This window comes from Mesorhizobium sp. 113-3-3, assembly GCF_016756495.1.
GTDB lineage: Bacteria > Pseudomonadota > Alphaproteobacteria > Rhizobiales > Rhizobiaceae > Mesorhizobium.
This window is the reverse complement of sequence record NZ_AP023243.1, coordinates 5,539,492-5,563,041: the sequence shown is the minus strand read 5'-3', so window position 1 is coordinate 5,563,041 and position 23,550 is coordinate 5,539,492. Positions and strand designations below refer to the sequence as shown.

Below are 23,550 nucleotides of genomic sequence, written 5' to 3'. Positions count from 1 at the left end.
TTGGCCCGACCTGTCTCTTCGCCTTTCCCTAAGATGGTATATGAGATATGATACACCATTCACGGGAAAGCGGAATATCATGCCTGAGCGGATTGCCGACGAAGCCATTTTGCGCGCGGTCGATGACGGCTTCGCGCGGCAAGTTGCATTCCTGGCCGACCTCGTGCGCTTTCCTTCCCAGCGCGGCGAGGAGCACGCCGCGCAATCCTTCATGGCGGCCGCCTATCAGGCCGACGGTTATGCGGTCGACATGTGGCGTGTCGATGTCGACGCGATCCGCGACCTGCCGGGGTTTTCGCCGGTTGCCGTCTCCTACGACGACGCCTTCAACGTCGTTGCCACCCACACGCCACGGAACGCTACCGGCCGCTCGCTGATCCTCAACGGCCATATCGATGTGGTGCCGACGGGGCCGCTCGACCGCTGGGTGCGCGATCCCTACGACCCGGCCATCGAGGATGGCTGGATGCATGGCCGCGGCGCCGGCGACATGAAGGCCGGCCTGTCGGCCTGTCTCTATGCGCTCGCCGCCTTGCGCGGCCTCGGCTATCAGCCGGCCGCGAATGTCTACCTCCAGTCGGTGGTCGAGGAGGAATGCACCGGCAATGGCGCGCTCGCCTGCCTGCAACGCGGCTACCGCGCCGACGCCGCCTTGATTCCCGAGCCCTTGGAACCGCGCTTGATGCGGGCGCAGGTCGGGCCGATCTGGTTCAGGGTCGAGGTCGACGGCGATCCGCAGCATGCGTCGGGCGCTTTCTCGGCCGGCGCCAACGCCATCGAAAAGGCCTTTCTCATCATCCAGGCGCTGAAGCAGCTCGAAATCGTCTGGAATGCGCGCAAGGTCGACGACAAGCATTTCTGCGATCATCCGCATCCGATCCGCTTCAACCTCGGCAAGATCGAAGGCGGCGAATGGACGTCGAGCGTTCCGGCGCGCTGCGTCTTCGAGATGCGGGTCGCGACCTATCCCGGCCAGAAGCTCGAGGACGCCAGGGCCGAACTCGAAGCCTGCATCGCCGATGCGGCGCGTGCCGATCCTTTCCTGGCCAATCGCCCGCCCAAGATGAGCTACAACGGCTTCATGGCCGAGGGCTATGTCCTGGAGGGCGCCGACGAGATGGAAGCCGTGCTGCGCCGCAGCCATGTCGCCGTGTGGGGCGAGCCGCTGACGGAACACGTCACCTCGGCGACCACCGATGCGCGCTTCTTCGGCCTCTATGCCGACACGCCGGCGATCGTCTATGGCCCGATCTGCCGCATGCCGCATGGCTATGACGAGGCCGTCGATCTGGATTCGGTGCGCAAGGTCACCCAGACCATCGCGCTGTTCATCGCCGACTGGTGCGGTCTAGAGCCCATCGGTCCGGAGGCGAGCGCATGAACGCAGCCGTGACTGACGCTTTCGGCGAAACGCTGGCCGAGGACGCGCCCGATGTCTCGATTGCCGACGCGCTCGCCATCTTGCGCCGGCACTATGGACTGACCGGCAGCGCGCGCCCGCTGCCGGGGGAACGCGACCACAATTTCCACATTCAGACCGACGGCGAGGGCGAGTTCGTCCTCAAGGTCTCCCACCCGGCGGAAGAGGCCGGCTTCACCGATTTCCAGAACAAGGCGCTCCACCATATCCTTGCGGTCGACCCGACCTTGCCGGTTCCTTCGGTGCGCAAGAGCCTTGCGGGCGAAGCGCAGTTCACGGTGGGCGTCGGCGGATCGGCGCCGCGCATCATCCGGCTGGTCACCTATCTGCCCGGCCAGTTGCTGTCGCGTTCGCCCACATCGGCGGCGCAGGATCGCAATCTCGGCATTTTCCTCGCCCGCCTTGGCCGGGCACTGCGCGGCTTCTTCCATCCGGCGGCCGGCAGCGACCTGCTCTGGGATATCCGCAAGGTCGCCAAGACGCGGCCGATGATGGCGCATATCGCCGATGCCGGCCACCGGGCCATGGTCGAGCGCGTCATCGACGCTTTCGAGGAGCATGCGGCGCCGGTCATCCCGAGCCTGCGCGCGCAGATCGTCCACAACGACATGAACTCCTACAATGTGGTAATGGACGCCTCGCGGCCGGAGGTGGTCAGCGGCATCCTCGATTTCGGCGACATGATCCATTCGCCGCTGATCTGCGACCTCGCCATCGGCGCCGTCTACCGCTGGCCGGCGGAGGGGCACCCGCTGGCACCGGCCGCGCGTTTCGTCGCCGGCTATCAGTCGGTGCAGCCGCTCGAGGCCGAGGAGATTGGCATCCTTTTCGATCTGATCCGCGCTCGCCTCGCGCTCATCGCCAACATCGCCAGCTGGCAGGCGGAACGCTTTCCGGCCAAGCGCGACTATGTGCTGCGCCTCATCACCGAGGTCTGGACTTCGCTCGAACGGCTCGATGGGCTGTCGTCGGCGGAGGCCCGCCGCTATTTTCTCGACCATTCCAATCCGGAGTAGATGCCCGTGTCTCAGTCCTCACCCACAAACGCCTTTACAGAGACCGACGCTTCGGCACAGGATCGCGCGCTGCTCGAACGCCGCGCCAGGCTGCTTGGGCCAACCTACCGCGCCTTCTACCGTAACCCGATCCATCTGGTGCGCGGCAGCGGTGTCTGGCTCTACGATGCGGGCGGTCGCAAATTCCTCGACGCCTACAACAATGTCGCTTCGGTCGGCCACTGCCATCCACGCGTCGTCGAGGCGCTGTCGGGGCAGGCCGCCACGCTCAACACGCACACGCGCTATCTGAGCGAGATCATCCTCGACTACGCGGAAAAGCTGCTTGGTACCGTTCCGTCCCATCTCGGCCACGCCATGTTCACCTGCACCGGCAGCGAGGCCAACGACCTCGCCATCCGCATCGCGCAGCATTCCACCGGCAACACCGGCGTCATCATCACCGACTTCGCCTATCACGGCGCCACGATCGCCACCGCGCAGCTGTCGCCGGCGGCGGTCGGCGCCAAGGGCGTGCCCGTGCACCACCGCACCGTGGCAGCGCCCGACACGTTCCGCGACCATGGCCGCGCCGCGCATGACTTCGCCAAGAATGTCGCCGCCGCCATCGAGGACATGCGTGCGCAAAATATCCGCCCGGCGGCACTGCTGCTCGACTCGGCCTTTTCCAGCGACGGTATTTTCTTCCCCGATGCGGCTGTCATGCGCGAGGCGGCGGATCACGTCAGGAAGGCCGGTGGCATCGTCATTGCCGATGAGGTTCAGTCCGGCTTCGGCCGGCTCGGCCAGGGCATGTGGGGTTTTGCCAATTACGGCCTCGAGCCCGATATCGTCACCATGGGCAAGCCGATCGGCGACGGCCATCCGATGGGCGCGGTGCTGGTGCGGCCGCGGCTTGTCTCGTCCTTCGGCTCCAACACCGGTTATTTCAACACTTTCGGCGGCAACCCGGTCGCCGCCGCCGTCGGCATCGCAGTTCTGGAGGTGATCGAAGGCGAAGGACTGATCGAGAACGCACGCATGGTCGGCGCCTATACAGCTGAGTTGCTGCGCAATTTGCAGACCCGGCACCGCATGGTCGGTGACGTCAGGCACAACGGCCTCTATTTCGGCGTCGAGCTGACGGCCGATGGCGACGAGGCGCTGGCCGCGAGCAAGACATCTTCTGTAGTCGAAGCCATGCGCGAGGGCGGCGTGCTGATCTCGTCCTGCGGTCCGCGCGGCAACGTGCTGAAGATCAGGCCGCCGCTGCCCTTCGCCAGGGACAATGCCGAGCAACTGGCCGAGACGCTCGATCGCGCATTGTCGAACTGGTGATCTGGACCGCGCATGCTGAAGCTCGAACATCAAACCCTCAACGACCGCGCCTATGGCGCGCTCAAGCAGGAGTTGATTTCAGGCGGTTTCAGCCCGGGCCAGACGCTTGTCATCCGCAAACTTGCTGAGACCTTCGGCATTTCGACGACGCCGATCCGCGAGGCGCTGCAAAGGCTGGTCGCCGAGCGGCTGCTCGAGATGCAGAACAACCGCTCGATAATCGTGCCGCTGCTATCCGTCCCTGCCTTCGAGGAACTGACTCAGATCCGCATCGCCGTCGAAGGACTGGCGGGCGAGATGGCCGCGTTGCGGATGAGCGAAAGCGGATTGGTCGAGATCCAGACGACGCTCGCCGGCATGCAGCGCGCCATCGAAGCCGGCGATGCCAGGACCTATCTCTCGCTGAACGAGGCGTTTCACTTCGCCATCTACCAGCATGCCGGCGCGCCGATCCTGTTGAACATGATCCGCGACCTCTGGGGCCGCGTCGGGCCTTATCTCAAGCTTCTGATGCAGGCCGATCGCTACATTCCGCTGTCGAACGATGCGCATCGTCGGATTGTTGCCGCGTTGGAGCAGCGCAATGGCCCGGCTGTGCGGATCTCTCTTGAACAGGACATCGCCGTGGCAGCCGCGGTTCTTTCCGAAAATCTGCGCATGACGGCCTGATCCGCGCGACCAGAAGGGATCGTTTTATCCGGTCTCGTCCAGCCGGTCGCGCAGCATGCTCCAGCCGAGCAGCATGTTGGGCGCGTGCCGCAGCACCGCATGGAAGGGGATCGGCGCCGGCGGTGCGAACGGCAGCGGCAAATCACGAGCCTCGATTCCCGCAGCCCAGTCGGCCAACACCTTGCCCATCGCCGTCGTCATGGCAATGCCGCGCCCGTTGCAGGCGCGGCCGGCGATCAGCCCCGGCCCGAGGTCCAGCAGGTGCGGCAGGAAATCCGGTTCCACGGCAGCCATTCCCGACCAGCCATGGGCCAGCGGCGGCAGGTCCGGCAGGTCGAGATGCCTGGCCAGCCGCCGCCAGATCGTCTGCGGCACGCGCGTGTCGGCGCCGGCGCCCAGAATGTGCATGCCGCCGCTGATCAGCCGGTTGTCGGCATCGAAGCGGAAGGTGAAGAGATTGCGCCTGGTGTCGCCGACGCCTTGCCCGCCGGGAAGCAGACGCGCCCGCACTTCACGCGGCAAAGGCTCGGTCGCGATCTGGAAGATCTTCAGCGGAAAATAGCTTCGTTGCAGCAGCGGATTGAGCGACCCGCCATGGGCGTTGGTGGCGATCAGCACCTTGCCGGCACGCACCGAGCCCGACGGCGTTTTCAGCGACCAGCCATCGGCCACGCGATCGACCGAGGTGACGCGCGTTTGCTCAAAGAGGCGCGCGCCGGCCTTCTCCGCCGCATCGGCCAGTCCGTTCGCATAGGCGACCGGATTGAGCACGCCACCCGAACGGTCCATCCAGCCACCGACATAGCCGCGCGCCCCTGTCAGCGCCTCGACCTGTTGCCGATCCAGAATAACGGCAGGCCGGCCGCGCCGCGCCCATTGCCCGGCACGCGATTTGACCTTCTCGAACGCTGCCGGCGAATGCGCCGGCTGGATCCAGCCGTTTTGCACGGCGTCGCAGTCGATGCCGTGCCGTTTGATAAGGCCGAAGACCAGGTCGGCGCTGCCGGCGGCAAAGTCGATCAGGCGTTCGCCACGCTCGGGGCCGAGATGCGCAAGGATGTTGTCGGGATCCATCTTGGCGAAGTTCGGCACGACGAAACCGGCATTCCTCCCGGTCGCGCCCCAGGCGATGATTTCGGCTTCGAGGACGGCGACCGAGATGCCTTTTTCGGCGGCGTGCAGCGCGGTCGACAGGCCGGAAAATCCAGCGCCGACGATGGCCAGATCGACATCCAGCCCGCCTTGCAGCGCCGGCCGTTCCCGGCGGTTGCGGCTGACGGCGTGCCAGAGCGAAGCGCCATGCGTCCCGTCTCGACCGAGGGCATTCATGAATCGGAGCCGCTTTCGCCCGCAGCCAGTTTCGCCCGCTTGCCGCGTAGCCGCTGTAGCCTGTCGCCGAACAGCCCGTTCGGCCGGATCAGCAGGATGACGCAGAGCATGACGCCGATGGCGACGATCTGCAGCGAGGCCGCGCGCGCCTGCTGCTCGGGCGCGAAAAGCACGCTGGTCAGTGTCCCCGATCCGGCCCAGATTCCCCAGACCAGGATGCTGCCGATGACCGCGCCAAGATTGCTGCCCGAGCCACCGACGATCAGCATCACCCAGACCTGAAAGGTCAGGATCGGCAGATAATTGTCCGGCGCGATGAAGCCGGTGAAATGCGCCTGCAGTGCCCCGGCCAGTGCCATGATGGCGCCGCCGACGGCAAAGGCCTGGACGCGGTAGAAGCGCGCGCTTTTGCCGAGCGAGATCGCCGCCCGCTCATCCTCGCGCAAGGCCTTCAGCACGCGTCCCCAGGGGCTGCGCGACAGATGCTCCAAAGCGAAAAAGACAACTAGCGTCACCGCGCAGACGACGGCGAGGTTCGACAGGTTGAACAGCAGCGGCGTCTCGGCAAGGCTGCCGAAAGGGCGTGGGATGAAGCCGATGCCGAACGGCCCGCCGGTCAGCTTCTGTGCGTTGAGTGCGACGAGTTGCACGACCACGGCAACGCCGAAGGTGGTGATCGCCAGATAGTCGGACCTGAGCCGCAGTGTCGCCATGCCGGTGAGCGCAGCGGCAATGCCGCCGACGATCATGGCGCCGAGCCAGCCGACAAGGATCGGCAGGCCGAAGCCACCGAGCCGCGCGGCATCGTCAGGCGTGGTCAGCAGCGCGGAGGTATAGGCGCCGATGGCGACGAAGCCGGCGAGGCCGACATTGAACAGGCCGGTCAGCCCCCACTGCAGATTGAGCCCGAGCGTGACCAGCGAGAAGATCAGCGCGGTGGTCAGGAAAAAGGCGCCGTAGCCGATGAGATCGATCATCTTTCCCGAACTCCGAAAAGGCCGATCGGCCGCACGAACAGCACCGCCATCAGGATGATGAAGGAGACGGCGGCGCGCCATTCGGCGCCGATCAGCTGCACCGCGCCGGCTTCGGCCAGCCCGATGATCAGGCCGCCGAGCACTGCGCCCGGAATGCTGCCGATGCCGCCCAGGATGGCTGCGGCGAACATCGGCAACAGCATGTCGAAGCCCATGAACGGGCGGATCTGCACGAGGATGCCGATCATCACGCCGGCGACGCAGGCAAGCGCGCCGCCGATGACCCAGGTGACGCGCACGACGCTGGCGACGTCGATGCCGACGATACGGGCCAGTGCCGCGTTCTGGCTCAGCGCCTGCATGGCGCGGCCGGTCTGCGTGCGCGTCATCAACAGATGCACGCCGAGCACAAGCACCGCGGTCAGCAGCAGAAGCGCGATCTGGTCGGGCGTGATGCGGATGCCGAAACCGACCGGCATGGCGATCTGGATCGCCCGGCTGAAATAGGTCGGACGCGAAGTGAAGGTGAATTCGAGCAGGCTGCGCAGCGCCATGGACGCACCGAAGCTCGCCATCACCACAATGATCGCCTGGCCTTGCGAACGCAGCCGCGAAAACAGCACTCTGTCGAGCAGCAGCGCCAGCAGGGCGGTGAAGGCCATGCCGACGACCATCGCAACCAGGAGCGGCCAGCCGAAGGATAGCGGCGCGATGGGTGCTACCTTGCCGAAGGTGGCGCCGATGGCGCTGACCACGGCCAAAGTCGCATAGGTGCCCCAGGCCATGAAGTCGCCATGGGCAAAATTCGAGAAGCGCAGGATCGAATAGGTCAGCGTCACGCCAATCGCGCCAAGGCCGATCATCGACCCCGTCAGCAACCCGTCGACGACAAATTGCAGGCTCATGCCGCGCCTCCCTTGCCGGCGCGAGAAGGGCGTTGGCCAAGATACAGCTCGGCGACGACCGGGTCGTTCCACAGTTCGGAAGCGACGCCTTCGTGCCGGTCCTTGCCCTCGACCAGCACATAGGCGCGGTCGCCGATGGCCAGTGCCGCCTTGGCGTTCTGCTCGACCAAGAGGATGGTGACGCCGGATTTGCGGATGCCGGCCAGCATCTCGAACACCATCGACACGAATTTCGGCGACAGCCCGGCTGACGGTTCGTCGAGCACCAGAACCTTGGGATGGACAATCAAGGCGCGGGCGACCGCGAGCATCTGCCGCTGTCCGCCCGACAGATTGCCGGCGGCGGTGCGGCGCTGGCGCACGAGATCTGGGAAGGCCGCATACATCTCGTCGATACGCGCAGGGATTTCACGCCGCTCGAGGATTCCGCAGGCGACTTTCAGATTGTCTTCGACCGACATCAGCGGAAAGATGTTTTCGGTCTGCGGCACGAAGGCCAGGCCAAGCCGTACCATGGTGTGGGCGGGTGCGGCGGTAATGTCCTTACCGTCCAAAAACACCGTGCCGCCGGTGATCGGGACGAGACCGGCGATCGCCTTGATGAAACTCGATTTGCCGGCCCCGTTGGGGCCGAGCACGACGACGATCTCGCCCTTGCCGACGGTGATCGAAGCGCCGCGCACGATTGGCACACCCGGCTCGTAGCCGGCTTCGAGATCACGGACATCGAGGACGGTTTCGCTCATGCCGTGCCCCCGAGATAGGCTTCGATGACGCGCGGGTCGCGGGCGACTTCTTCCGCCGTGCCTTCGCTGAGCAATTGGCCGCTCGCCATGACCAGCACGCGGTGGCAGAGCCGCGTCACCATGTCGATATTGTGCTCGATCAGCAGGAAGGTGATGCCGCGCGCATTGATGTCGCGGATGCGGTCGATGATGACTTCCAGAAGCGTCGCGTTGACGCCCGCCGCCGGTTCGTCGAGCAGGATGATCGCCGGGTCGGCCATCATGACGCGGGCGAGTTCGAGCAGCTTGCGCTGGCCGCCGGAAAGCACGCGCGCGGGCTGATGTGCGAGATGCGTGAGGGTGACCAGTTCCAGCAGGTCGAGCGCCTTTGCCCTGGCCGCTTTTTCCTGAGCCGCCACCCGCCACGGTGTGACGAAGTTGGCCAGCAGCTTTTCGCCGGCCTGGCCCTGTGCCGCCAGCATGATGTTTTCGATCAGCGTCAGATTGGGCAGCGGGCGCGGGATCTGGAAGGTGCGGCCGAGGCCACGGCCGATGCGCAGATGCGCGGCTTCGCCCGAGACGCGCACGCCGTTGAGCAGGATATCGCCGCTGGTCGGCAACAGGCTGCCGGCAAGCAGGTCGAACATCGTCGTCTTGCCGGCGCCGTTCGGCCCGATCAGGCCGAGGATTTCGCCTGCTTTGACGTCAAACGACACATCGTTGACAGCAACAAGGCCGCCGAACCGCCTGACGACATTCCTTGCCGTCAGAACCGGCGCACGGGTCTCCTTCCCCTGCCGTTCGGTTGCCTCGCTCATCAAACCCTCTGGCCGAAGACGATCGTTGTCGCCTCCTGATTTTTGATTTGTGATCACACTTGCTTTGATCACGCTATTCGGCTTTAATTTCATCCGCAAGCCGAAAACGGGGCAAAAGCCGGGAATGCAGAAGGCTGCCATCGAGCGAAACAACGAAACGATCGCAGCCCAGCTCACGCCGGTCGGCCGCGAGACCGTTCAGGATCGCGTCTATTCCGAGTTGCGCCGCGCTCTGATTGGCGGGCTTTTCGAACCGAACCAGGTGCTGACCATCCGTGGCCTTGCCGATGCGCTGGTCACCTCGACCATGCCGGTGCGCGAAGCGCTCGGCCGGCTGATCACGGAAAAGGCGCTGGAGGCGCTGCCCAACCGCTCGGTGCGCGTGCCGCCGATCACGCTGGAGCGTATCGATGACCTTCTGCGCGCCCGCTCACTCATCGAAGGCGAAGCGATCGCGCTTGCCGCCACGCGCATGAACCCGCGCCAGATCGCTTCGATTGAAGCCATGCTCGGCGAGTGGGACGAGATGCGGGCCCTCAAGCACAAGAAGGATATCGACCGCGAAGCGACGCTCAACCAGAGCTTCCATTTCGAGATCTACCGCTGCTGCGGTTCGGCCGTGCTGATCCCTATGATCGAAAGCCTGTGGCTGCAATCGGGCCCCTGCATCCGCGTCGCCATCTACGCCTTTTCCGACGCCGGCGAGGTGGACACCGCGCACTATCACCGCAGCATCGTCGCGGCTCTCGCCAAGCAGGATGCGCAAGCGGCGCGCGAGGCGCTGGTGGCCGATATCAGCCGACCCTTTGCCTTCCTGCGCGACAAGCTCCAGTCCACGAAAGACCTGACATGACAACGCCCGCCATCAGGATCACCGAGCCGCGCTCGAAGCTTTCCGTGACGGCGCTGCTGCTGCCCGAAAAGGCTCCGGAAAACGCTGCCTTTCTCCAGACCTACCTCGCCACGCCACGCGTGGTCCCCGGCATCCATGCCATGTGGACCGGGCCAGAAATTTCCTGCCCGGTTCCATCGGTGGATCTCGAAGGCCGGTCCTTCGCCAAACCGTTGCCGGCGGAGAACGCGACGCTGACCCCGCAGCCGGGCGACATCGTGCTGTCCTATGTGCCGCCGCGCATGTGGGGCGGCAACCCTAATGCCATTTTCGACATCGGCCTGTACTACGGGCAAGGCGCGCGGCTTTTGTTCCCGATCGGTTGGCTGGCCGGCAGCGTGGTGGCGCAGGTGCTGCCGCAGGAGCGTGAGCAGTTCGCCGCCGCCTGTGGCGTAATCCGCCGCAACGGCGCCTGCGATGTCACCTTCAGCCTGGTGGAGGCCTGACATGGCCGACGACAGTTTCGAACTCTTCGACCTTCGCGTCGAGGCGGTCGTCCCCGAGGGCAAGCCGATCTATTGCGGCGCCAGGGCCGGCGACTATTTCGAGCTGAAGGGCGAGATGCTGTCGATGCCAGCAGGGCAGGGCTTCTCGATCTACTCGCTCGCCGCTGTGCTGCCGCTGCTGGCGGCAAAGCAGCGCCCCACCGACGCCAATGACTGGATGACCTCGGATGCCGAGATCGCTTGTCCCGACCCCAACTGCGCCAGCCGGCTCAGGATCGTCAGGACCGGCAAACGGCGGTTCAGCCATGCCGAGACCACGGCCGTGCCGCTGCCGAAGGAGAATGACAAGGGATGACCGCCAAGACTTTCGAACTCGGCCCCGGCTACACCATCTCGCGCGTCATTCGCGGCGGCTGGCAGCTTGCCGGCGGCCATGGCGCCATCGACCGCAACCAAGCGGTGACCGACCTGATCGCCACTTTCGATGCCGGCATCTGGACCTATGATTGCGCCGACATCTACACCGGCGTCGAGGAACTGATCGGCGCCGCGCGCCTGCGCCTGGCCAGCGCGCGCGGCCTCGACATTGCCGCAAGAATGAAGGTGCACACCAAACTGGTGCCCGACCTCGAAAGGCTGGCCACGATCAGCCGGGATTACATCAGGGGCATCGTCGATCAGTCGCTGCGCAGGCTGAAGACGGAGCGGCTCGATCTCGTGCAGTTCCATTGGTGGGACTATGACCAGCCTCGCTATGTCGAGGCGATGGGCTGGCTCGACGAGCTTCGGCGCGAGGGCAAGGTGCGCAATCTCGGCACCACCAATTTCGACACGCCGCGGCTCGCCGAAATCCTCGCCGCCGGCATTCCGCTGGTCAGCCAGCAACTGCAGTATTCGGTGCTCGATCAGCGGCCAGCACACAAGCTCGCAGCGCTTGCGAAGACAAACGGCGTCTCCTTCCTCTGCTATGGTTCGGTGGCCGGCGGCTTCCTCAGCGACAGATGGCTTGGGGTCGCCGAACCCGCGACGCCGCTCGAAAACCGCTCGCTGGTCAAATACAAGTTGATCATCGACGATTTCGGCGGCTGGGACCTGTTCCAGCAACTGCTGCAGGCACTGAAGGCCATTGGCGACCGCCACGGCGTCGACATCGCCACCATCGCCAGCGCCTGGGTGCTGGAACAGCGCCAAGTGGCGGCTGTCATCGTCGGCGCCCGTAACCAGGCTCACGCATTGGCCAATGCAAAGATCATGGACGTCGCACTCGATGCCGACGACCACGCGAAGATCGCAGCCGTGATCGCGCAAAGCCAAGGTCCCCTGGGCGACGTCTATACGCTGGAGCGCGACCGGCATGGCCGCCACGGCTCGATCATGCACTACAATTTGAACGCAGGCCGCACATGAGCGCCGGCAACCCCACGCTGTTTTCGCAGGCCAGCGCCGAGGTCGTCGGCCTGCATCGCTTCTTCGTGGACTGGTTCGTCGCCGCGCGTGCCGACATGGTGGATTTCTCGCGATTCGAGCGTGCCATGGGCGAAGGCTTGACCCTGATCGCTCCGAGCGGCCAGATCCTGGACCGTGACGCCGTGATTGATCATGTCCGCTCAAGCCGCGCCACATGCGACGAAGGCTTTGCCATTTCGATCGAGGATATCAGGCCCGGTTGGCAAACCGAGGACTCCATCGTCGTCCTTTACGTGGAGGCGCAGTTGCGCGGCGGCAAGCACAGCCGCCGCCAGTCGAGCGCTGTCTTCACCACCAGTTCATCGGCGCCCAACGGCGTCGAATGGCGACACCTGCATGAAACCTGGCTGCAGGTGCCGGAACGCTGAACAGGCTCCAGAGATCAAATTAGTGTCGAGTAACGAAAGGGGAACAACAATGAGAAAGACGATACTCCAACTCACCACCGCGCTTGCTCTCGTCACGATGGCGGGTGCCGCGCAGGCTGCCGATTGCAAGATCACCGTCGGCCTCGTCATGGAGCTGACCGGTCCGGCCGGCGAATACGGCCAGGCCGGCGCCAAGTCGGTCGAAATGGCTTTTCGCGATATCAACGACGCCGGCGGCGTGCGCGGCTGCGATCTGGTGACCGATACGCGCGACAGCCAGAGCCAGGGCAACATTGCCGTCGACGCCGCGACCCAGCTGGTGCAGGTCAAGAAGGTGCCGGTCATCATCGGCGGCATCATCTCGTCGGTGTCGATCCCGATCCTGACCTCGGTCACAGCACCTGCCAAGATCGTCCAGGTCTCGCCGGCGTCCTCCTCGCCGACGCTGACCGCGCTCGGCCGCGACGGCAAGACCAACGGCATCTTCTTCCGCACCATCACGTCCGATGCGCTGCAAGGTGTGGCCGCCGCCAAATACGCCATCGACAAGGGCTTCAAGAAACTGTCGATCATCCACGTCAACAACGATTTCGGCGTCAACATGGTGGCCGAATTCTCGCGCGCCTACAAAGCGCTCGGCGGCACCATCGTCTCCGACACGCCCTACAACGAGAAGCAGTCGAGCTATGCCTCGGAAGTCACGGCTGCAATGGCCGGCGAGCCGGACGGCCTCTATCTGGTCAGCACGCCGGTCGACGGCGCAACCGTCGCCCGCACCTGGATTTCGCAGGGCGGCGTGCAGAAATTCCTGCTCAATGACGGCATGAACAGCCCTGACTTCATCGAGTCCGTCGGCGCCGACTATCTGAAGGACGCCTATGGCACGTCGTCGGGAACCAGCCCGACCGCATCGACCGAGTATTTCACCAAGAATTACAAGGCGTTCTCCGGCATCGAACCGTCGAACCCGGCAGCCGACCGTTCCTATGATGCCGGCGCCATCGTTGGCCTCGCCATCGCCATTGCCGGCTCCGAGGATCCGGCCAAGATCAAGGACGCCATGTATAAGGCGGTCGATCCGGCCGGCACGCCGATCTTTGCCGGCAAGGAGGAATTCGCCAAGGCGCTCGGCCTGATCAAGGACGGCAAGCCGATCCGCTACGAAGGCGTCATCGGTCCGGTCGCCTTCGACAAATTTGGCGACATCACCGGTCCATTCCGGCTGTGGAAGATCATCGACGGCAAGGTGACCACGGACGGCGAAATGACCACCGACGACGTCAACGCGCTGCAGGCCAAGCTTCAGTAAGCAGGCACAATGACGCCGGCATCAACCGCGTCTTGCCGTGATTGATGCCGGTGTCACCCGGGGCAGGCGATATCGCTTGCACGACAGGCGATCCCGAATAGGATCGGCTGGCTGCAATTGAAGGATGGCGAGCGTGTCGGACGGAAATACTCATCGGCCCATCCGGTCGCTGGACGACGCGCTTCACCACGCAGGCGCGTGAGCCGATGTCGCCCGAAACGCAACGGCTTCTCTCTGCCCTTGGCGATCGGCTGGGCGCGGGCGGTGTGCTTGCCGGCTCCGATGTCGACCAGCGCTATCGCGACGATCCCGACGGCAAACTTGGCGTGCTGCCCGAAGTGGTGCTGCGTCCGCGCGATACTATTGGTGTAGCGGCAGCGCTCGCTGGCTGCAACGCTGTCGGCCAGCCGGTCGTCATCCAGGGCGGACGCACCGGGCTGGCCGGTGGCACGCGTGTCCAGCCGGGCGAGATCGTGCTGTCGCTGGAGCGCATGAGCGGCCTCGCCGTGCCGGACACTCAAGCCGCCACCATCGTCGCCGAAGCCGGCGCGACGCTGCAGGCGGTGCAGGAGGCGGCCGACGGCGCCGGGCTGATGTTCGGCGTCGATATCGGCGCGCGCGGTTCGGCCACGGTCGGCGGCAACATTGCCACCAATGCCGGCGGCATCCGCGTGCTGCGCTACGGCATGTACCGCGCGCAGGTGCTGGGGCTGGAGGCCGTGCTGGCCGACGGCAGCGTGCTGACCTCGCTGAAAGGCCTGCCCAAGGACAATTCAGGCTACGACCTTGGCCAGCTCTTCATCGGCGCGGAAGGGACGCTTGGCGTCGTCACCCGCGCCGCGCTTAGGCTGCATCCAAAGCCGGCCTCCGAGGTGAACGCCTTCTGCGCGCTCGCTTCGCTCGATGCGGCGATCGCCTTGCTTGGGCTGCTGCGGCAAAGGCTCGGCCCGTTATTGTCCGCTTATGAGGTGAATTTCGCGCCGCTCTATGACGTCATGGCGGCCAGCATGGCGATGCCGGCACCGTTGCCGGTTGGCTCACCCGTCTATGTGCTGGCCGAAATCCAGGGCAGCGAGCCCGAGCGCGATAGTGAGCGCTTCGCCGAAGTCCTGATGCAGGCGGTCGAGGACGGCGTGGTCGACGATGTCGTCGTCTCGCAGTCGCCGCGTGAATTCCGGGCGCTCTGGGACGTGCGGGAGGACGCCAATCGCGTGCTGTTTTCGATCAAAGGCCTGATCGGCGTCGACATCAGCATCCCGCTGGCGCGCATGGGCGCGTTCCTGCAGGAAGCCGACGCCGCCATCCATGCCGTCGACCCCGGCGCCGACATCTATGTCTTCGGTCATCTCGGCGACGGCAATCTGCACTATCAGGTTCTGACGGCGGATCCGGCGGCCGCGTACGGCATCGTCTATCGCGGCGTTGCGGCGGCGGGAGGCGGCGTTTCGGCCGAGCATGGCATCGGCCTCGACAAGAAGCAGTGGCTGCATCTGGTGCGCAGCGACGCCGAAATCGCCACGATGCGGCGGCTGAAGACGGCGCTCGACCCGAAGAACATCCTCAATCCGGGACGTGTCTTCGACCTCGATCCAGCTGCCCGATGATAAGCGTCGGCCTGTAGCCGGCACTCAGCTTCGCTCCGTTGCCATCTGCCTGGGGATCAGGAAACGGGCGGCGAGCACGCACAGCAGCACGGTGAACATCAGGATCAGCGCCACCAGCGCATTGATGTCGGGCGAGAAGCCAAGCCGCATCATGGCCCACAGCCGGACGGGCAGCGTGCTTTGCGTGCCGGTGACCAGGATGGTGATCATCGTCTCGTCGAACGACAGGGCGAAGGCCAGGATGGCGCCGCCGACCATGGCGCTCGACAGGTTCGGCAGGATGATGCGCCAGAAGGTCTGCCAGCCGGTGGCGCCGAGATCGTAGGACGCCTCGACCAGCGTGCGGCTCATAGACTGCAGCCGCATCAGCACGGTGCGGTAGACGATCGCCAGCACGAAGACCGTATGGCCGATGACGACCGTCAGCAGTGAGCGTTCGAGGCCGATCTCGCGGAAGAAGATCAGCAGCGCCAGGCCGCTGATGATCGGCGGCATCAGGAACGGCAGGAAGATGATGAACTGCAGGATCGAGCGCCCGGAGCGGCGGCCGTGATAATAGAGCGCCAGCAGCGTTCCGCTGACCACCGACAGGATGACGGTGCAGATGCCGACGATCAGCGTGGTGCGCAAGGCAGCCAGGATATCGTGGTTTTCGGCCAGCGCGACATAGGTCGAAAGCGTGGGCGAAGACCAGTCGACATTGCCATGCGAAATCGCGAAGAACGACGACACGATCGGCACGAACAGCGGGCTGTAGAGTAGCACCGCGACGAGCGTCGTGATCGCTGCCAGGAAGATTGTGGAGGGGCGGGGCAGCGCGTTCATAGCGACGTTCCCCGGTTGCGACCGGACCGTTCGCCGACCAGGATGGCGCAGATCACCACGATCGCCAGCGCCACCGAGAGTGCCGCGCCGAACGGCCAGTTATAGGCCGTGCCGAACTGACTGTAGAGGATGCGGCCGAAGGTGAAGCCGCTGATCCCGCCGACCATTTGCGGCGTCAGGAAATCGCCGATCGCCAGCACGAAGACGAAGCTCGCCGCCGAGGCGACGCCGGGCAGGCTGAGCGGCAAGGTGATGCGCAGGAACGTCTGCAGGCCGCTGGCGCCAAGATCGTCGGAGGCACGCAGCAAGGTCTGCGGTATCCGCTCCAGCGACAGGAAGATCGGCAGGATGGCGAAGGGGATCAAAAGCAGGCTTAGCGTCAACAGGATGGCGTTCATGTTGAACACGAAGAGCGTCGACGGCTCGTGCAGGATGCCGATTGCCACCAGTGCCTTGTTGAGGAAGCCGTTGAGGCCAAGGATGCTGCGGATCGCATAGATCTTGATGACGTAGCTCATCAACAGCGGCACCAGAAGCAGCATCAGCAGGGCGTAACGCCACCGCCCCCTCAGCGTCGTCAGGAAATAGGCGGCGGGGTAGGCAAGCAGGATGCAGATGACGGCGACCGACACACACAGCACGATGGTGTTCCAGAACACCGGCAGGAAGATCGGATCGGTGAAGAACCTGACATAGTTGCCGAGCGTCGGCGTGTAGACGATCGTGCCCTGGTCGACGCTGAAGAAACTGTAGACCAGGAAGATCGCCAGCGGCACCAGGACGAAGATCACCGGCAGGGCGAAAGCCAGCACCGTCACCAGCAGCGAGAAGCGCCGTTCGGCGGAAGATATCGAGCCGGCCGCGCTCATGCCAGCACCAGATGGCCTTCATGCGGCGCAAACGAAAGCGAAACCGTCTCGCCGGATTTCAGCGCGCTGCCGTCGATCCGGCTCGGCATGCGCAGCCGCAGGCGTTGCGCGGCAGTGTCCGCCCCCGCCGTGATGGTCGCGATGGTGGACGAGCCGGCAAAGGCGAGGTCGGCGATGCTGCCGGAAAAGCGGTTGCCGCAGTCCGTAGCATCCGCAAGATGCAAGGCCTCGGGACGGAACGCCGCGAAGGCGCCGGCGCCATCCGCTGCGGCCTTCAGATGCGGTTGGTTGCTGATCGAACAAACAAGCCGCCCAAGTGCCGTCTCGATCGTCCGTTGATCACCCTGGACAGGACCGAGCTTTCCGGCGACCAGATTGTTCTCGCCGAAGAAGCGCGCCACGAACTCGCAATTCGGCTTATAGTAAAGCTCGTGCGGCGTGCCGAGCTGGCGGATATGGCCGGCCTGCATGACGCAGATCCGGTCGGCCATGCCGATGGCTTCCTCCTGGTCGTGGGTGACGAACAGGAAAGTGGTCTTGATCTCGCGCTGGATGGATTTCAGGAATTCCTGCATCTGCCGGCGCAGCTCCAGATCGAGCGCGGCGAGCGGTTCGTCGAGCAGGATCAGGCGCGGCTGGCAGATCAGCGCGCGGGCGAGCGCGACACGCTGGCGCTGACCGCCGGAAAGCTGCGCCGGAAAACGGTCGGCGAAGCGCCCGAGCTGCACCAGCTCGAGGGCCTCCGCCACGCGGCGCGCGATTTCCTTGCGCTTGACATGGCGCACCGAGAGCCCATAGCCGACATTGCCGGAAACGGTCATATGCGGGAACAGCGCATAGTCCTGGAACACGGTGTTGAACGGCCGCTTGTTGATCGGCATGCGGCTGATGTCCTGGCCGTCGAGGTGGATCTCGCCCGCGGTCAGCGGCTCCAGCCCGCCGATCAGCCGCAAGACGGTGGTCTTGCCTGAACCGGACGGTCCAAGAACGGTCAGGAACTCGCCATCCCGGATGGACAGGTCGATGTCGTGCAGAACGGGAACCGTGCCGTAGGATTTCGAGACGGACCGCAGCGTCAGCAGGTCGGTGTTCTGGTTCATGATATGGTCTCGCATGCGCTGCGGCGGTCCGGAACGTCCGGACCGCCGGGTCCTTCCAGATCGGGCTGCGGATAGGATCAGGGCGTCGCCTTGATCTCGTTCCACATGTCCGACCGCTTCAGCGGGTCCTCGACATTGTTCAGCCAGACCAGCTTGTCGTTGCTGCCGGCGCTGCTCGACTCCACCACGGTGTTGCCGAAGCCGGTACGCTCGGAAAGCTCGCCGCTGACCTTCTTCGTCAGCATGAAGTCGATCCATTTCTCGGCCGCCGCATTGTCGCGCACGCCCTTGGAGATCACCCAGTTGTCGAGCCAGGCCAGAGCGCCTTCACTCGGATTGACGTAGGCGACATGGGCGCCGATCTTCTGCAGCGCCTTGACCTGCTGCTGGCCGTAATTGGCCCAGATCAGGGCAACGTCATTGTTCTGGTAGATCTGCTGCGCCTCGTCGGCGGTGGTGTAGAAGCTCAGCACATTGCGCTTGAGTTCGACGAGCTTGGCCTTGACCGCCGCCATCTGCCCGGCGTCGAGGTTGAACGGATCCTTGTAGCCTAGCGTCAGCGCGGTGAACGAGAAATTGTGCTCGCCATTGTCGTAGGCCAGGACCTTGCCCTTATAGGCCGGGTCCCACAGCACCGACATCGACGTCGGCGCCGGCTTGACCTTGTCGGTGTCGTAGATCAGGCCGATGGAATCGAAGCAGAACGGAATGCCGTAGACCTTGCCGTCCTTGGTGTCGCCGCTGACCTGAGACAGATCGCGGAAGCGCGGCAGAACCTCTTTCTGGTTGGGCAGCTTGGTGATGTCGATGGGCGACACCAGATCGGCCTTGATGTATCGCTGCAGCTGGGCGGTGTTGACGGCGAAGACGTCGAAATCCTGGCCTTCGCTGCCCTTGATCTTGGCCCAGATCTCGTCATCGCTGCCGATGAAGACGACATCGACGCCGATGCCGGTGGCGGCGGTGAAATCCTTCACCCAGTCCGCGTCGGCATAGCCGTCCCACGCAAGCACCCGCAGGTTCGCGGCCAGTGCCGCCGATGTCATCAGGCCGATGCCGAGCCCGATTGTCGCCAGTCTTAGAAACGCTTTCTTCAGTCCCATTTTTAATCTCCCATTGTCGTTCTGGTGGACCGTAATTTCCGGACCTCTGCCGTCACAACTGGGTGACGGTGACCAGTCCCTCGTCCGGCACCGCCACCATCCGGTTGCGCAGCGGCTTGCCGAATGCCTGTGCCTGGATTTCGTACTCGTCGCCGGAAGCTGTCTTGATGCCGGAGGCGTAACTCATCACCGCCGCGCCGAAGAAATAGGCGTGCAGGTCGCCCGCCCTTCGGTGCATCGGGTAGCGGAAGTGGAAGTGTTCGAGATTGGCGATCGAGTGTGACATGTGCGCTTCGCCAGACAGGAACTCCTGCTCCCAGATGACAGTGCCGTCGCGCAGGATGCTGGACTGGCCCCGAACCTCTTCGGGCAGGTCGCCGATCAGCAGCTCGGGTCCGATCGAACAGGAGCGCAACTTGGAGTGAGCGAGGTAGAGGTAGTTCTCGCCCTCCGTCACGTGGTCGGAGTATTCGTTTCCGAGCGCGTAGCCGATGCGATAGGGATGGCCGTCCGGGCCATTGAGGTAAAGCCCGACGATCTCGGCTTCCTCCGCTCCGGCTTTCGCGAATGCCGGCATCGGCAGCTCGGCGCCGGGCGGCACAACGCAGGTGCCGACGCCTTTGAAGAACCACTCGGGCTGGATGCCGATCCTGCCAGCGCCAGGCTTGCCGCCCTCCAGGCCCATGCGGAAGATTTTCAGCGAATCCGATTCCTCGGCACCGTCGCCATGGGTCAGAACATGCATCTGGTTGCGTGCGGCGGCACTTCCGGTATGGGTCAGGCCGGTCCCGGTAACCAGGAAGCGCGCCGGCTCCGGGTGGTCGACGGGAGCGAGCACGCGGCCATCGCTCAGCAACTGGTCATAGTCGATCTGCTCGGCCGTCGTGCGCTCCTCGACGAGCGCCGCAATGGAAAGGCCGCGCGCGATCGCGGCTTCCGCCAACTCCAGCACGGTGCTCGTTCCCGTGAGCGGGTGCAGATGATCGCCATCCTTGGAGACACGGCCGACCCCCCTGCTGCCATCCGGCATTCTGTACTGAACAAGACGCATGAAATACCCTTCTTCCCTTGGAGCTGTACGGGTCACACCCAGCCCGCATCGACGATGAACTGCTGGCTCGTGCACATCAGGCTGTCGTCGGCGGCGAGGAACAGCGCCATGCGCGCGATATCGGAGGGTTGCAGCCGGTCGGGCAGGCACTGCCTCTCGGCGATCTGGCGTTCACCCGCCGGATTGAGCCACAGGCGCATCTGGCGCTCGGTCATCACCCAGCCCGGCACCATGCAGTTGACACGGATGCGCTCGGGGCCGAGTTCGCGGGCCAGCGCCCGTGTCATGCCGTAGACAGCGGCCTTCGCGGTGACATAGGCCGGACAATCGGGATCGCCGACCATCCAGGTGATGGAACCGAAATTGATGATCGAGCCACCGCCCAGCGCGCTCATCTGCGGACGCACCGCCTGCGCGGCGAAGAACTGGTGGCGCAGATTGACCGCCATGCGGTCGTCCCAGTAGGCGACCGTCACGTCCTTGGTCTGATGGCGGTCATCGTTGCCGGCATTGTTGCACAGCACCTGGATCGGGCCATTGTGCTGCATCGCTTGCACGGTTGCCGCCTGCAGCTGCTCGACATCGCGCAGATCGCACGGAATGAACAGCGGCGCGGAGTGTCCTTCGGCCCCGATCGTCTCGACCAGGCGCCTGGAAGGCTCCTCCGCCAGATCGACGAAGGCGACGCGGCTGCCTTGCGCGCAGAAATGGCGCACGAGGCTTTCGCCGATGCCGCTGCCGCCGCCGGTGATGAAGACGCTGCGGCCCTTGAGGCTCGGGTAGGTCGCGTAGCTGCCGATCTCATCCGTCATCGCGCGCCTCTCTAGTGGGAATGCCGGGGAATGCCGGCATCGCGCCGGCCGACGAGGAAGTCGAAATCGCAGCCCTTGTCGGCCTGCAGCACGCGCTCGACATAGAGGCTCTGGTAGCCGCCTTCGGGCGGCGCCGGCGGCTTCCAGTCGCGGCGGCGGATCGCCAGCTCTTCATCCGACACCAGCAGCTCAAGCCGGCGGCCGGCGACATCGAGCTCGATAAGATCGCCGTCGCGCACCAGGGCCAGCGCGCCACCGGCCGCGGCCTCCGGCGCGACATGCAGCACCACCGTGCCGTAGGCGGTGCCGCTCATGCGCGCATCCGAGATGCGCACCATGTCGGAGACACCCTGCTTGAGCAGTTTCGCCGGCAGCGGCATATTGCCGACCTCTGCCATGCCGGGATAGCCGCGCGGCCCGCAATTCTTCAGCACCATCACCGAGGAGGCATCGATATCCAGATCCGGATCGTCGATGCGGGCGTAGTAATGCTCGATGTTCTCGAAGACGACGGCCTTGCCGCGATGCTGCATCAGTTCGGGTGTTGCCGCCGAAGGCTTGATGACGGCGCCATTGGGCGCCAGATTGCCGCGCAGGATCGAGATGCCGCCTTGCTCGGTCAGCGGCTCGCTCAGCGGCCGGATGACCTCGCGGTTGTAGTTCGGCGCGCCGTCGATCAATTCGCCGATCGTCTTGTCGCTGACGGTCATGACGTCGCGATGAAGAAGCCCCACTTCATCAAGCGACGCCATGACCGCAGCCAGCCCCCCGGCATAGTAGAAATCTTCCATCAGGAACCGGCCTGACGGCATCAGGTCGACAATGGTTGGAACGTCGCGGCCAAGACGGTCCCAGTCGTCGAGGCTGAGATCGATACCGACGCGGTTGGCGATGGCGATCAGATGCAGGACCGCATTGGTCGAGCCGCCGATCGCGCCATTGACGCGGATGGCGTTCTCGAACGCCTGCCTTGTAAGAATGTCCGAAATTTTCACGTCCCGGTGGACCAGATCGACGATCTGGCGTCCGGCCAGCTGGGCGAGCACGCCACGGCGCGAATCCACCGCAGGGATCGCGGCGTTGTCCGGCATGCCGATGCCGAGCGCTTCAACCATGCTGGCCATGGTCGAGGCCGTGCCCATGGTCATGCAACTGCCGGCCGACCGGCTCTGGCCCTGTTCTGCGGCGAGGAAGTCGGCGACCGGCATGCGGCCGGCCTTCACTTCCTCGGCAAACTTCCACACATGGGTGCCCGAGCCGATATCCTGTCCACGGAACTTGCCGTTGAGCATCGGCCCGCCGGAGACGGTGATGGTCGGCAAATTGCAAGAGGCGGCCCCCATCAGAAGCGCCGGCGTGGTCTTGTCACAGCCCACCAGCAGGATAACGCCGTCGATCGGATTGCCGCGGATAGATTCCTCGACATCCATGCTGACCAGATTGCGGAACAACATGGCGGTGGGGCGCATGTTGCTCTCGCCCAGCGACATGACAGGGAATTCCAGCGGCAGGCCGCCGGCCTCGTAGACGCCGCGCTTGACGTGATCGGCCAGGGCGCGGAGATGCGCATTGCACGGCGTCAGCTCCGACCAGGTGTTGCAGATGCCGATCACCGGGCGGCCGTCAAAGGCGTCGGCTGGGATGCCCTGGTTCTTCATCCAGCTGCGGTGCATGAAGGCGTTCTTGCCTTCACCGCCGAACCAGGCTTCGGACCGCAGTTTGCGTTTGGTCTCGGTCACGATTGCTGGCCCCGGTCGGTGCGGCGTTTGTTGCGGTTCTCGACGCTGCGGCGCACGTCGTCCTCGGCATTGTCGATGAGCACCAGCAGGGCCTTTTGCGCGCCGGCCGCGTCGCCGGCAGCGATCTTCTCGGCCACCTCGCGATGCAGCGGCAAGGAGTGGCGCTGGCCCTCCGGATTGTCGTTGGAGAGGCGAAAGCTCATCACCAGTGCGGTTTCAACCAGTGCCGCCAGCGAGCCGATCAGCTCATTGCCGGTCATGCGCAGGATGGTCTGGTGGAACACCAGATCGGGCTTGGCGAAGCGGTCGCCGTCATCGCTCACCGCTTCCATTTCGGCCAGTGCAGCATGGATCTCGGCAATCTGTGCCGGGGTGGCGCGCTGGGCGGCCAACGCGGCGGACATGGGCTCGATGGCGCGGCGCAGTTCGAACAGCGCACGGACATCATCGGCGCTGACGCCGCCGGCGTAGCGCCAGGATAGCACGTCCGGATCGAGGAAATTCCAGTCGGAGCGCGGGCGCACGCGTGTGCCGGTCTTTGGCCGCGATTCGACCAGCCCCTTGCCGGCCAGCACCTTGATGGCCTCGCGCAGCACCGTACGGCTGACCCCCAGCATCACGCTGGAATCGTCGGCATTGGGCAGCGCCTCGCCGGGCAGGAAGTCGCCTTGCACGATGCGCAGGCCGATCTGCTCGACGACGGTCGCGTGCAGCGCGGTGGAGCCGCTGGAAACCGCCACGGCAACCCGCGACGTGCGCGCCGTGCTAAAAGATTTCTTATTCTTCATA

24 protein-coding genes are annotated in these 23,550 nt (G+C 64.8%); 11 read left to right on the top strand and 13 right to left on the bottom strand.

Features of this window, described 5'->3' with window-relative positions:
* The first annotated feature begins 79 nt into the window (after positions 1 to 79).
* The 4 genes from JG746_RS27285 to JG746_RS27270 are packed head-to-tail and all read left to right on the top strand — an operon-like array spanning position 80 to position 4,422.
* Positions 80 to 1,381, top strand: a complete 1,302-nt coding sequence (locus tag JG746_RS27285; protein WP_202355546.1) for an ArgE/DapE family deacylase — start codon at positions 80 to 82, stop codon at positions 1,379 to 1,381.
* Positions 1,378 to 2,436 carry a phosphotransferase gene (locus tag JG746_RS27280; RefSeq protein ID WP_202355545.1) on the top strand — a complete coding sequence of 353 codons (1,059 nt, stop codon included), beginning with the start codon at positions 1,378 to 1,380 and terminating at the stop codon, positions 2,434 to 2,436. Before JG746_RS27285 ends, JG746_RS27280 begins: the two co-directional genes overlap by 4 nt.
* The gene (locus JG746_RS27275; RefSeq protein WP_202355544.1) at positions 2,437 to 3,753 is read left to right on the top strand and encodes an aspartate aminotransferase family protein; all 1,317 of its coding nucleotides are present in this window, start codon (positions 2,437 to 2,439) and stop codon (positions 3,751 to 3,753) included.
* Positions 3,754 to 3,765: 12 nt separating this feature from the next.
* Positions 3,766 to 4,422: a GntR family transcriptional regulator gene (locus tag JG746_RS27270; RefSeq protein ID WP_202355543.1), complete on the top strand. Its 657-nt coding sequence runs from the start codon at positions 3,766 to 3,768 to the stop codon at positions 4,420 to 4,422.
* A 24-nt stretch (positions 4,423 to 4,446) separates the two neighbouring features.
* Here the strand turns inward: JG746_RS27270 and JG746_RS27265 are convergent, their stop codons facing one another.
* Genes JG746_RS27265 through JG746_RS27245 form a run of 5 tightly spaced genes read right to left on the bottom strand, consistent with a single transcriptional unit; the run spans position 4,447 to position 9,176 of the window.
* Positions 4,447 to 5,751, bottom strand: coding sequence for an NAD(P)/FAD-dependent oxidoreductase (locus JG746_RS27265; protein ID WP_202355542.1), 1,305 nt, complete (start codon positions 5,749 to 5,751; stop codon positions 4,447 to 4,449).
* Positions 5,748 to 6,728: a branched-chain amino acid ABC transporter permease gene (locus JG746_RS27260; protein ID WP_202355541.1), complete on the bottom strand. Its 981-nt coding sequence runs from the start codon at positions 6,726 to 6,728 to the stop codon at positions 5,748 to 5,750. Before JG746_RS27260 ends, JG746_RS27265 begins: the two co-directional genes overlap by 4 nt.
* Positions 6,725 to 7,633, bottom strand: coding sequence for a branched-chain amino acid ABC transporter permease (locus tag JG746_RS27255; RefSeq protein ID WP_202355540.1), 909 nt, complete (start codon positions 7,631 to 7,633; stop codon positions 6,725 to 6,727). Before JG746_RS27255 ends, JG746_RS27260 begins: the two co-directional genes overlap by 4 nt.
* Positions 7,630 to 8,379: a branched-chain amino acid ABC transporter ATP-binding protein gene (locus JG746_RS27250; RefSeq protein ID WP_202355539.1), complete on the bottom strand. Its 750-nt coding sequence runs from the start codon at positions 8,377 to 8,379 to the stop codon at positions 7,630 to 7,632. The genes JG746_RS27255 and JG746_RS27250 overlap by 4 nt, the downstream gene beginning before the upstream one ends.
* Complete coding sequence (locus tag JG746_RS27245) at positions 8,376 to 9,176, bottom strand: ABC transporter ATP-binding protein (RefSeq protein ID WP_202355538.1); 801 nt, start codon at positions 9,174 to 9,176, stop codon at positions 8,376 to 8,378. Before JG746_RS27245 ends, JG746_RS27250 begins: the two co-directional genes overlap by 4 nt.
* A 124-nt stretch (positions 9,177 to 9,300) precedes the next feature.
* Between JG746_RS27245 and JG746_RS27240 the strand changes: the two genes are divergently transcribed.
* The 7 genes from JG746_RS27240 to JG746_RS27210 all read left to right on the top strand — a co-directional run bounded on the left by JG746_RS27240 (position 9,301) and on the right by JG746_RS27210 (position 15,262).
* A complete protein-coding gene (locus JG746_RS27240) occupies positions 9,301 to 10,029 on the top strand; it encodes a GntR family transcriptional regulator (protein ID WP_202355537.1) in 729 nt (242 codons plus the stop codon).
* Positions 10,026 to 10,514, top strand: a complete 489-nt coding sequence (locus JG746_RS27235) for a DUF3830 family protein (protein WP_202355536.1) — start codon at positions 10,026 to 10,028, stop codon at positions 10,512 to 10,514. Before JG746_RS27240 ends, JG746_RS27235 begins: the two co-directional genes overlap by 4 nt.
* Position 10,515: 1 nt before the next feature.
* Complete coding sequence (locus JG746_RS27230) at positions 10,516 to 10,869, top strand: TIGR04076 family protein (protein WP_202355535.1); 354 nt, start codon at positions 10,516 to 10,518, stop codon at positions 10,867 to 10,869.
* Positions 10,866 to 11,921 carry an aldo/keto reductase gene (locus JG746_RS27225; RefSeq protein WP_202355534.1) on the top strand — a complete coding sequence of 352 codons (1,056 nt, stop codon included), beginning with the start codon at positions 10,866 to 10,868 and terminating at the stop codon, positions 11,919 to 11,921. The genes JG746_RS27230 and JG746_RS27225 overlap by 4 nt, the downstream gene beginning before the upstream one ends.
* Positions 11,918 to 12,349, top strand: a complete 432-nt coding sequence (locus JG746_RS27220; RefSeq protein ID WP_202355533.1) for a hypothetical protein — start codon at positions 11,918 to 11,920, stop codon at positions 12,347 to 12,349. Before JG746_RS27225 ends, JG746_RS27220 begins: the two co-directional genes overlap by 4 nt.
* A 49-nt stretch (positions 12,350 to 12,398) precedes the next feature.
* Entirely contained in the window at positions 12,399 to 13,658 is a 1,260-nt protein-coding gene (locus JG746_RS27215; RefSeq protein WP_202355532.1) for an ABC transporter substrate-binding protein, read from the top strand.
* 206 nt (positions 13,659 to 13,864) lie between these two features.
* Positions 13,865 to 15,262 carry an FAD-binding oxidoreductase gene (locus tag JG746_RS27210; protein ID WP_202355531.1) on the top strand — a complete coding sequence of 466 codons (1,398 nt, stop codon included), beginning with the start codon at positions 13,865 to 13,867 and terminating at the stop codon, positions 15,260 to 15,262.
* A 24-nt stretch (positions 15,263 to 15,286) separates the two neighbouring features.
* Here the strand turns inward: JG746_RS27210 and JG746_RS27205 are convergent, their stop codons facing one another.
* The 8 genes from JG746_RS27205 to JG746_RS27170 all read right to left on the bottom strand — a co-directional run bounded on the left by JG746_RS27205 (position 15,287) and on the right by JG746_RS27170 (position 23,549).
* Positions 15,287 to 16,087 (bottom strand): ABC transporter permease, encoded by an 801-nt coding sequence (locus JG746_RS27205; protein ID WP_202355530.1) that lies wholly within the window; start codon positions 16,085 to 16,087, stop codon positions 15,287 to 15,289.
* On the bottom strand, positions 16,084 to 16,956 hold the full coding sequence (locus JG746_RS27200) for an ABC transporter permease (protein ID WP_202355529.1): 873 nt from the start codon (positions 16,954 to 16,956) through the stop codon (positions 16,084 to 16,086). The genes JG746_RS27205 and JG746_RS27200 overlap by 4 nt, the downstream gene beginning before the upstream one ends.
* Positions 16,953 to 18,056 carry an ABC transporter ATP-binding protein gene (locus JG746_RS27195; RefSeq protein ID WP_202355528.1) on the bottom strand — a complete coding sequence of 368 codons (1,104 nt, stop codon included), beginning with the start codon at positions 18,054 to 18,056 and terminating at the stop codon, positions 16,953 to 16,955. The genes JG746_RS27200 and JG746_RS27195 overlap by 4 nt, the downstream gene beginning before the upstream one ends.
* Positions 18,057 to 18,133: 77 nt before the next feature.
* A complete protein-coding gene (locus JG746_RS27190) occupies positions 18,134 to 19,159 on the bottom strand; it encodes an ABC transporter substrate-binding protein (RefSeq protein WP_202355527.1) in 1,026 nt (341 codons plus the stop codon).
* Between the two features lie 52 nt (positions 19,160 to 19,211).
* Positions 19,212 to 20,210, bottom strand: coding sequence for an AraD1 family protein (gene araD1, locus JG746_RS27185; RefSeq protein ID WP_202355526.1), 999 nt, complete (start codon positions 20,208 to 20,210; stop codon positions 19,212 to 19,214).
* 32 nt (positions 20,211 to 20,242) lie between these two features.
* Entirely contained in the window at positions 20,243 to 21,022 is a 780-nt protein-coding gene (locus JG746_RS27180; RefSeq protein WP_202355525.1) for an SDR family NAD(P)-dependent oxidoreductase, read from the bottom strand.
* 11 nt (positions 21,023 to 21,033) lie between these two features.
* Positions 21,034 to 22,761: an IlvD/Edd family dehydratase gene (locus tag JG746_RS27175; RefSeq protein WP_202355524.1), complete on the bottom strand. Its 1,728-nt coding sequence runs from the start codon at positions 22,759 to 22,761 to the stop codon at positions 21,034 to 21,036.
* Entirely contained in the window at positions 22,758 to 23,549 is a 792-nt protein-coding gene (locus tag JG746_RS27170) for a FadR/GntR family transcriptional regulator (RefSeq protein ID WP_202355523.1), read from the bottom strand. Before JG746_RS27170 ends, JG746_RS27175 begins: the two co-directional genes overlap by 4 nt.
* Position 23,550: the final 1 nt, after the last annotated feature.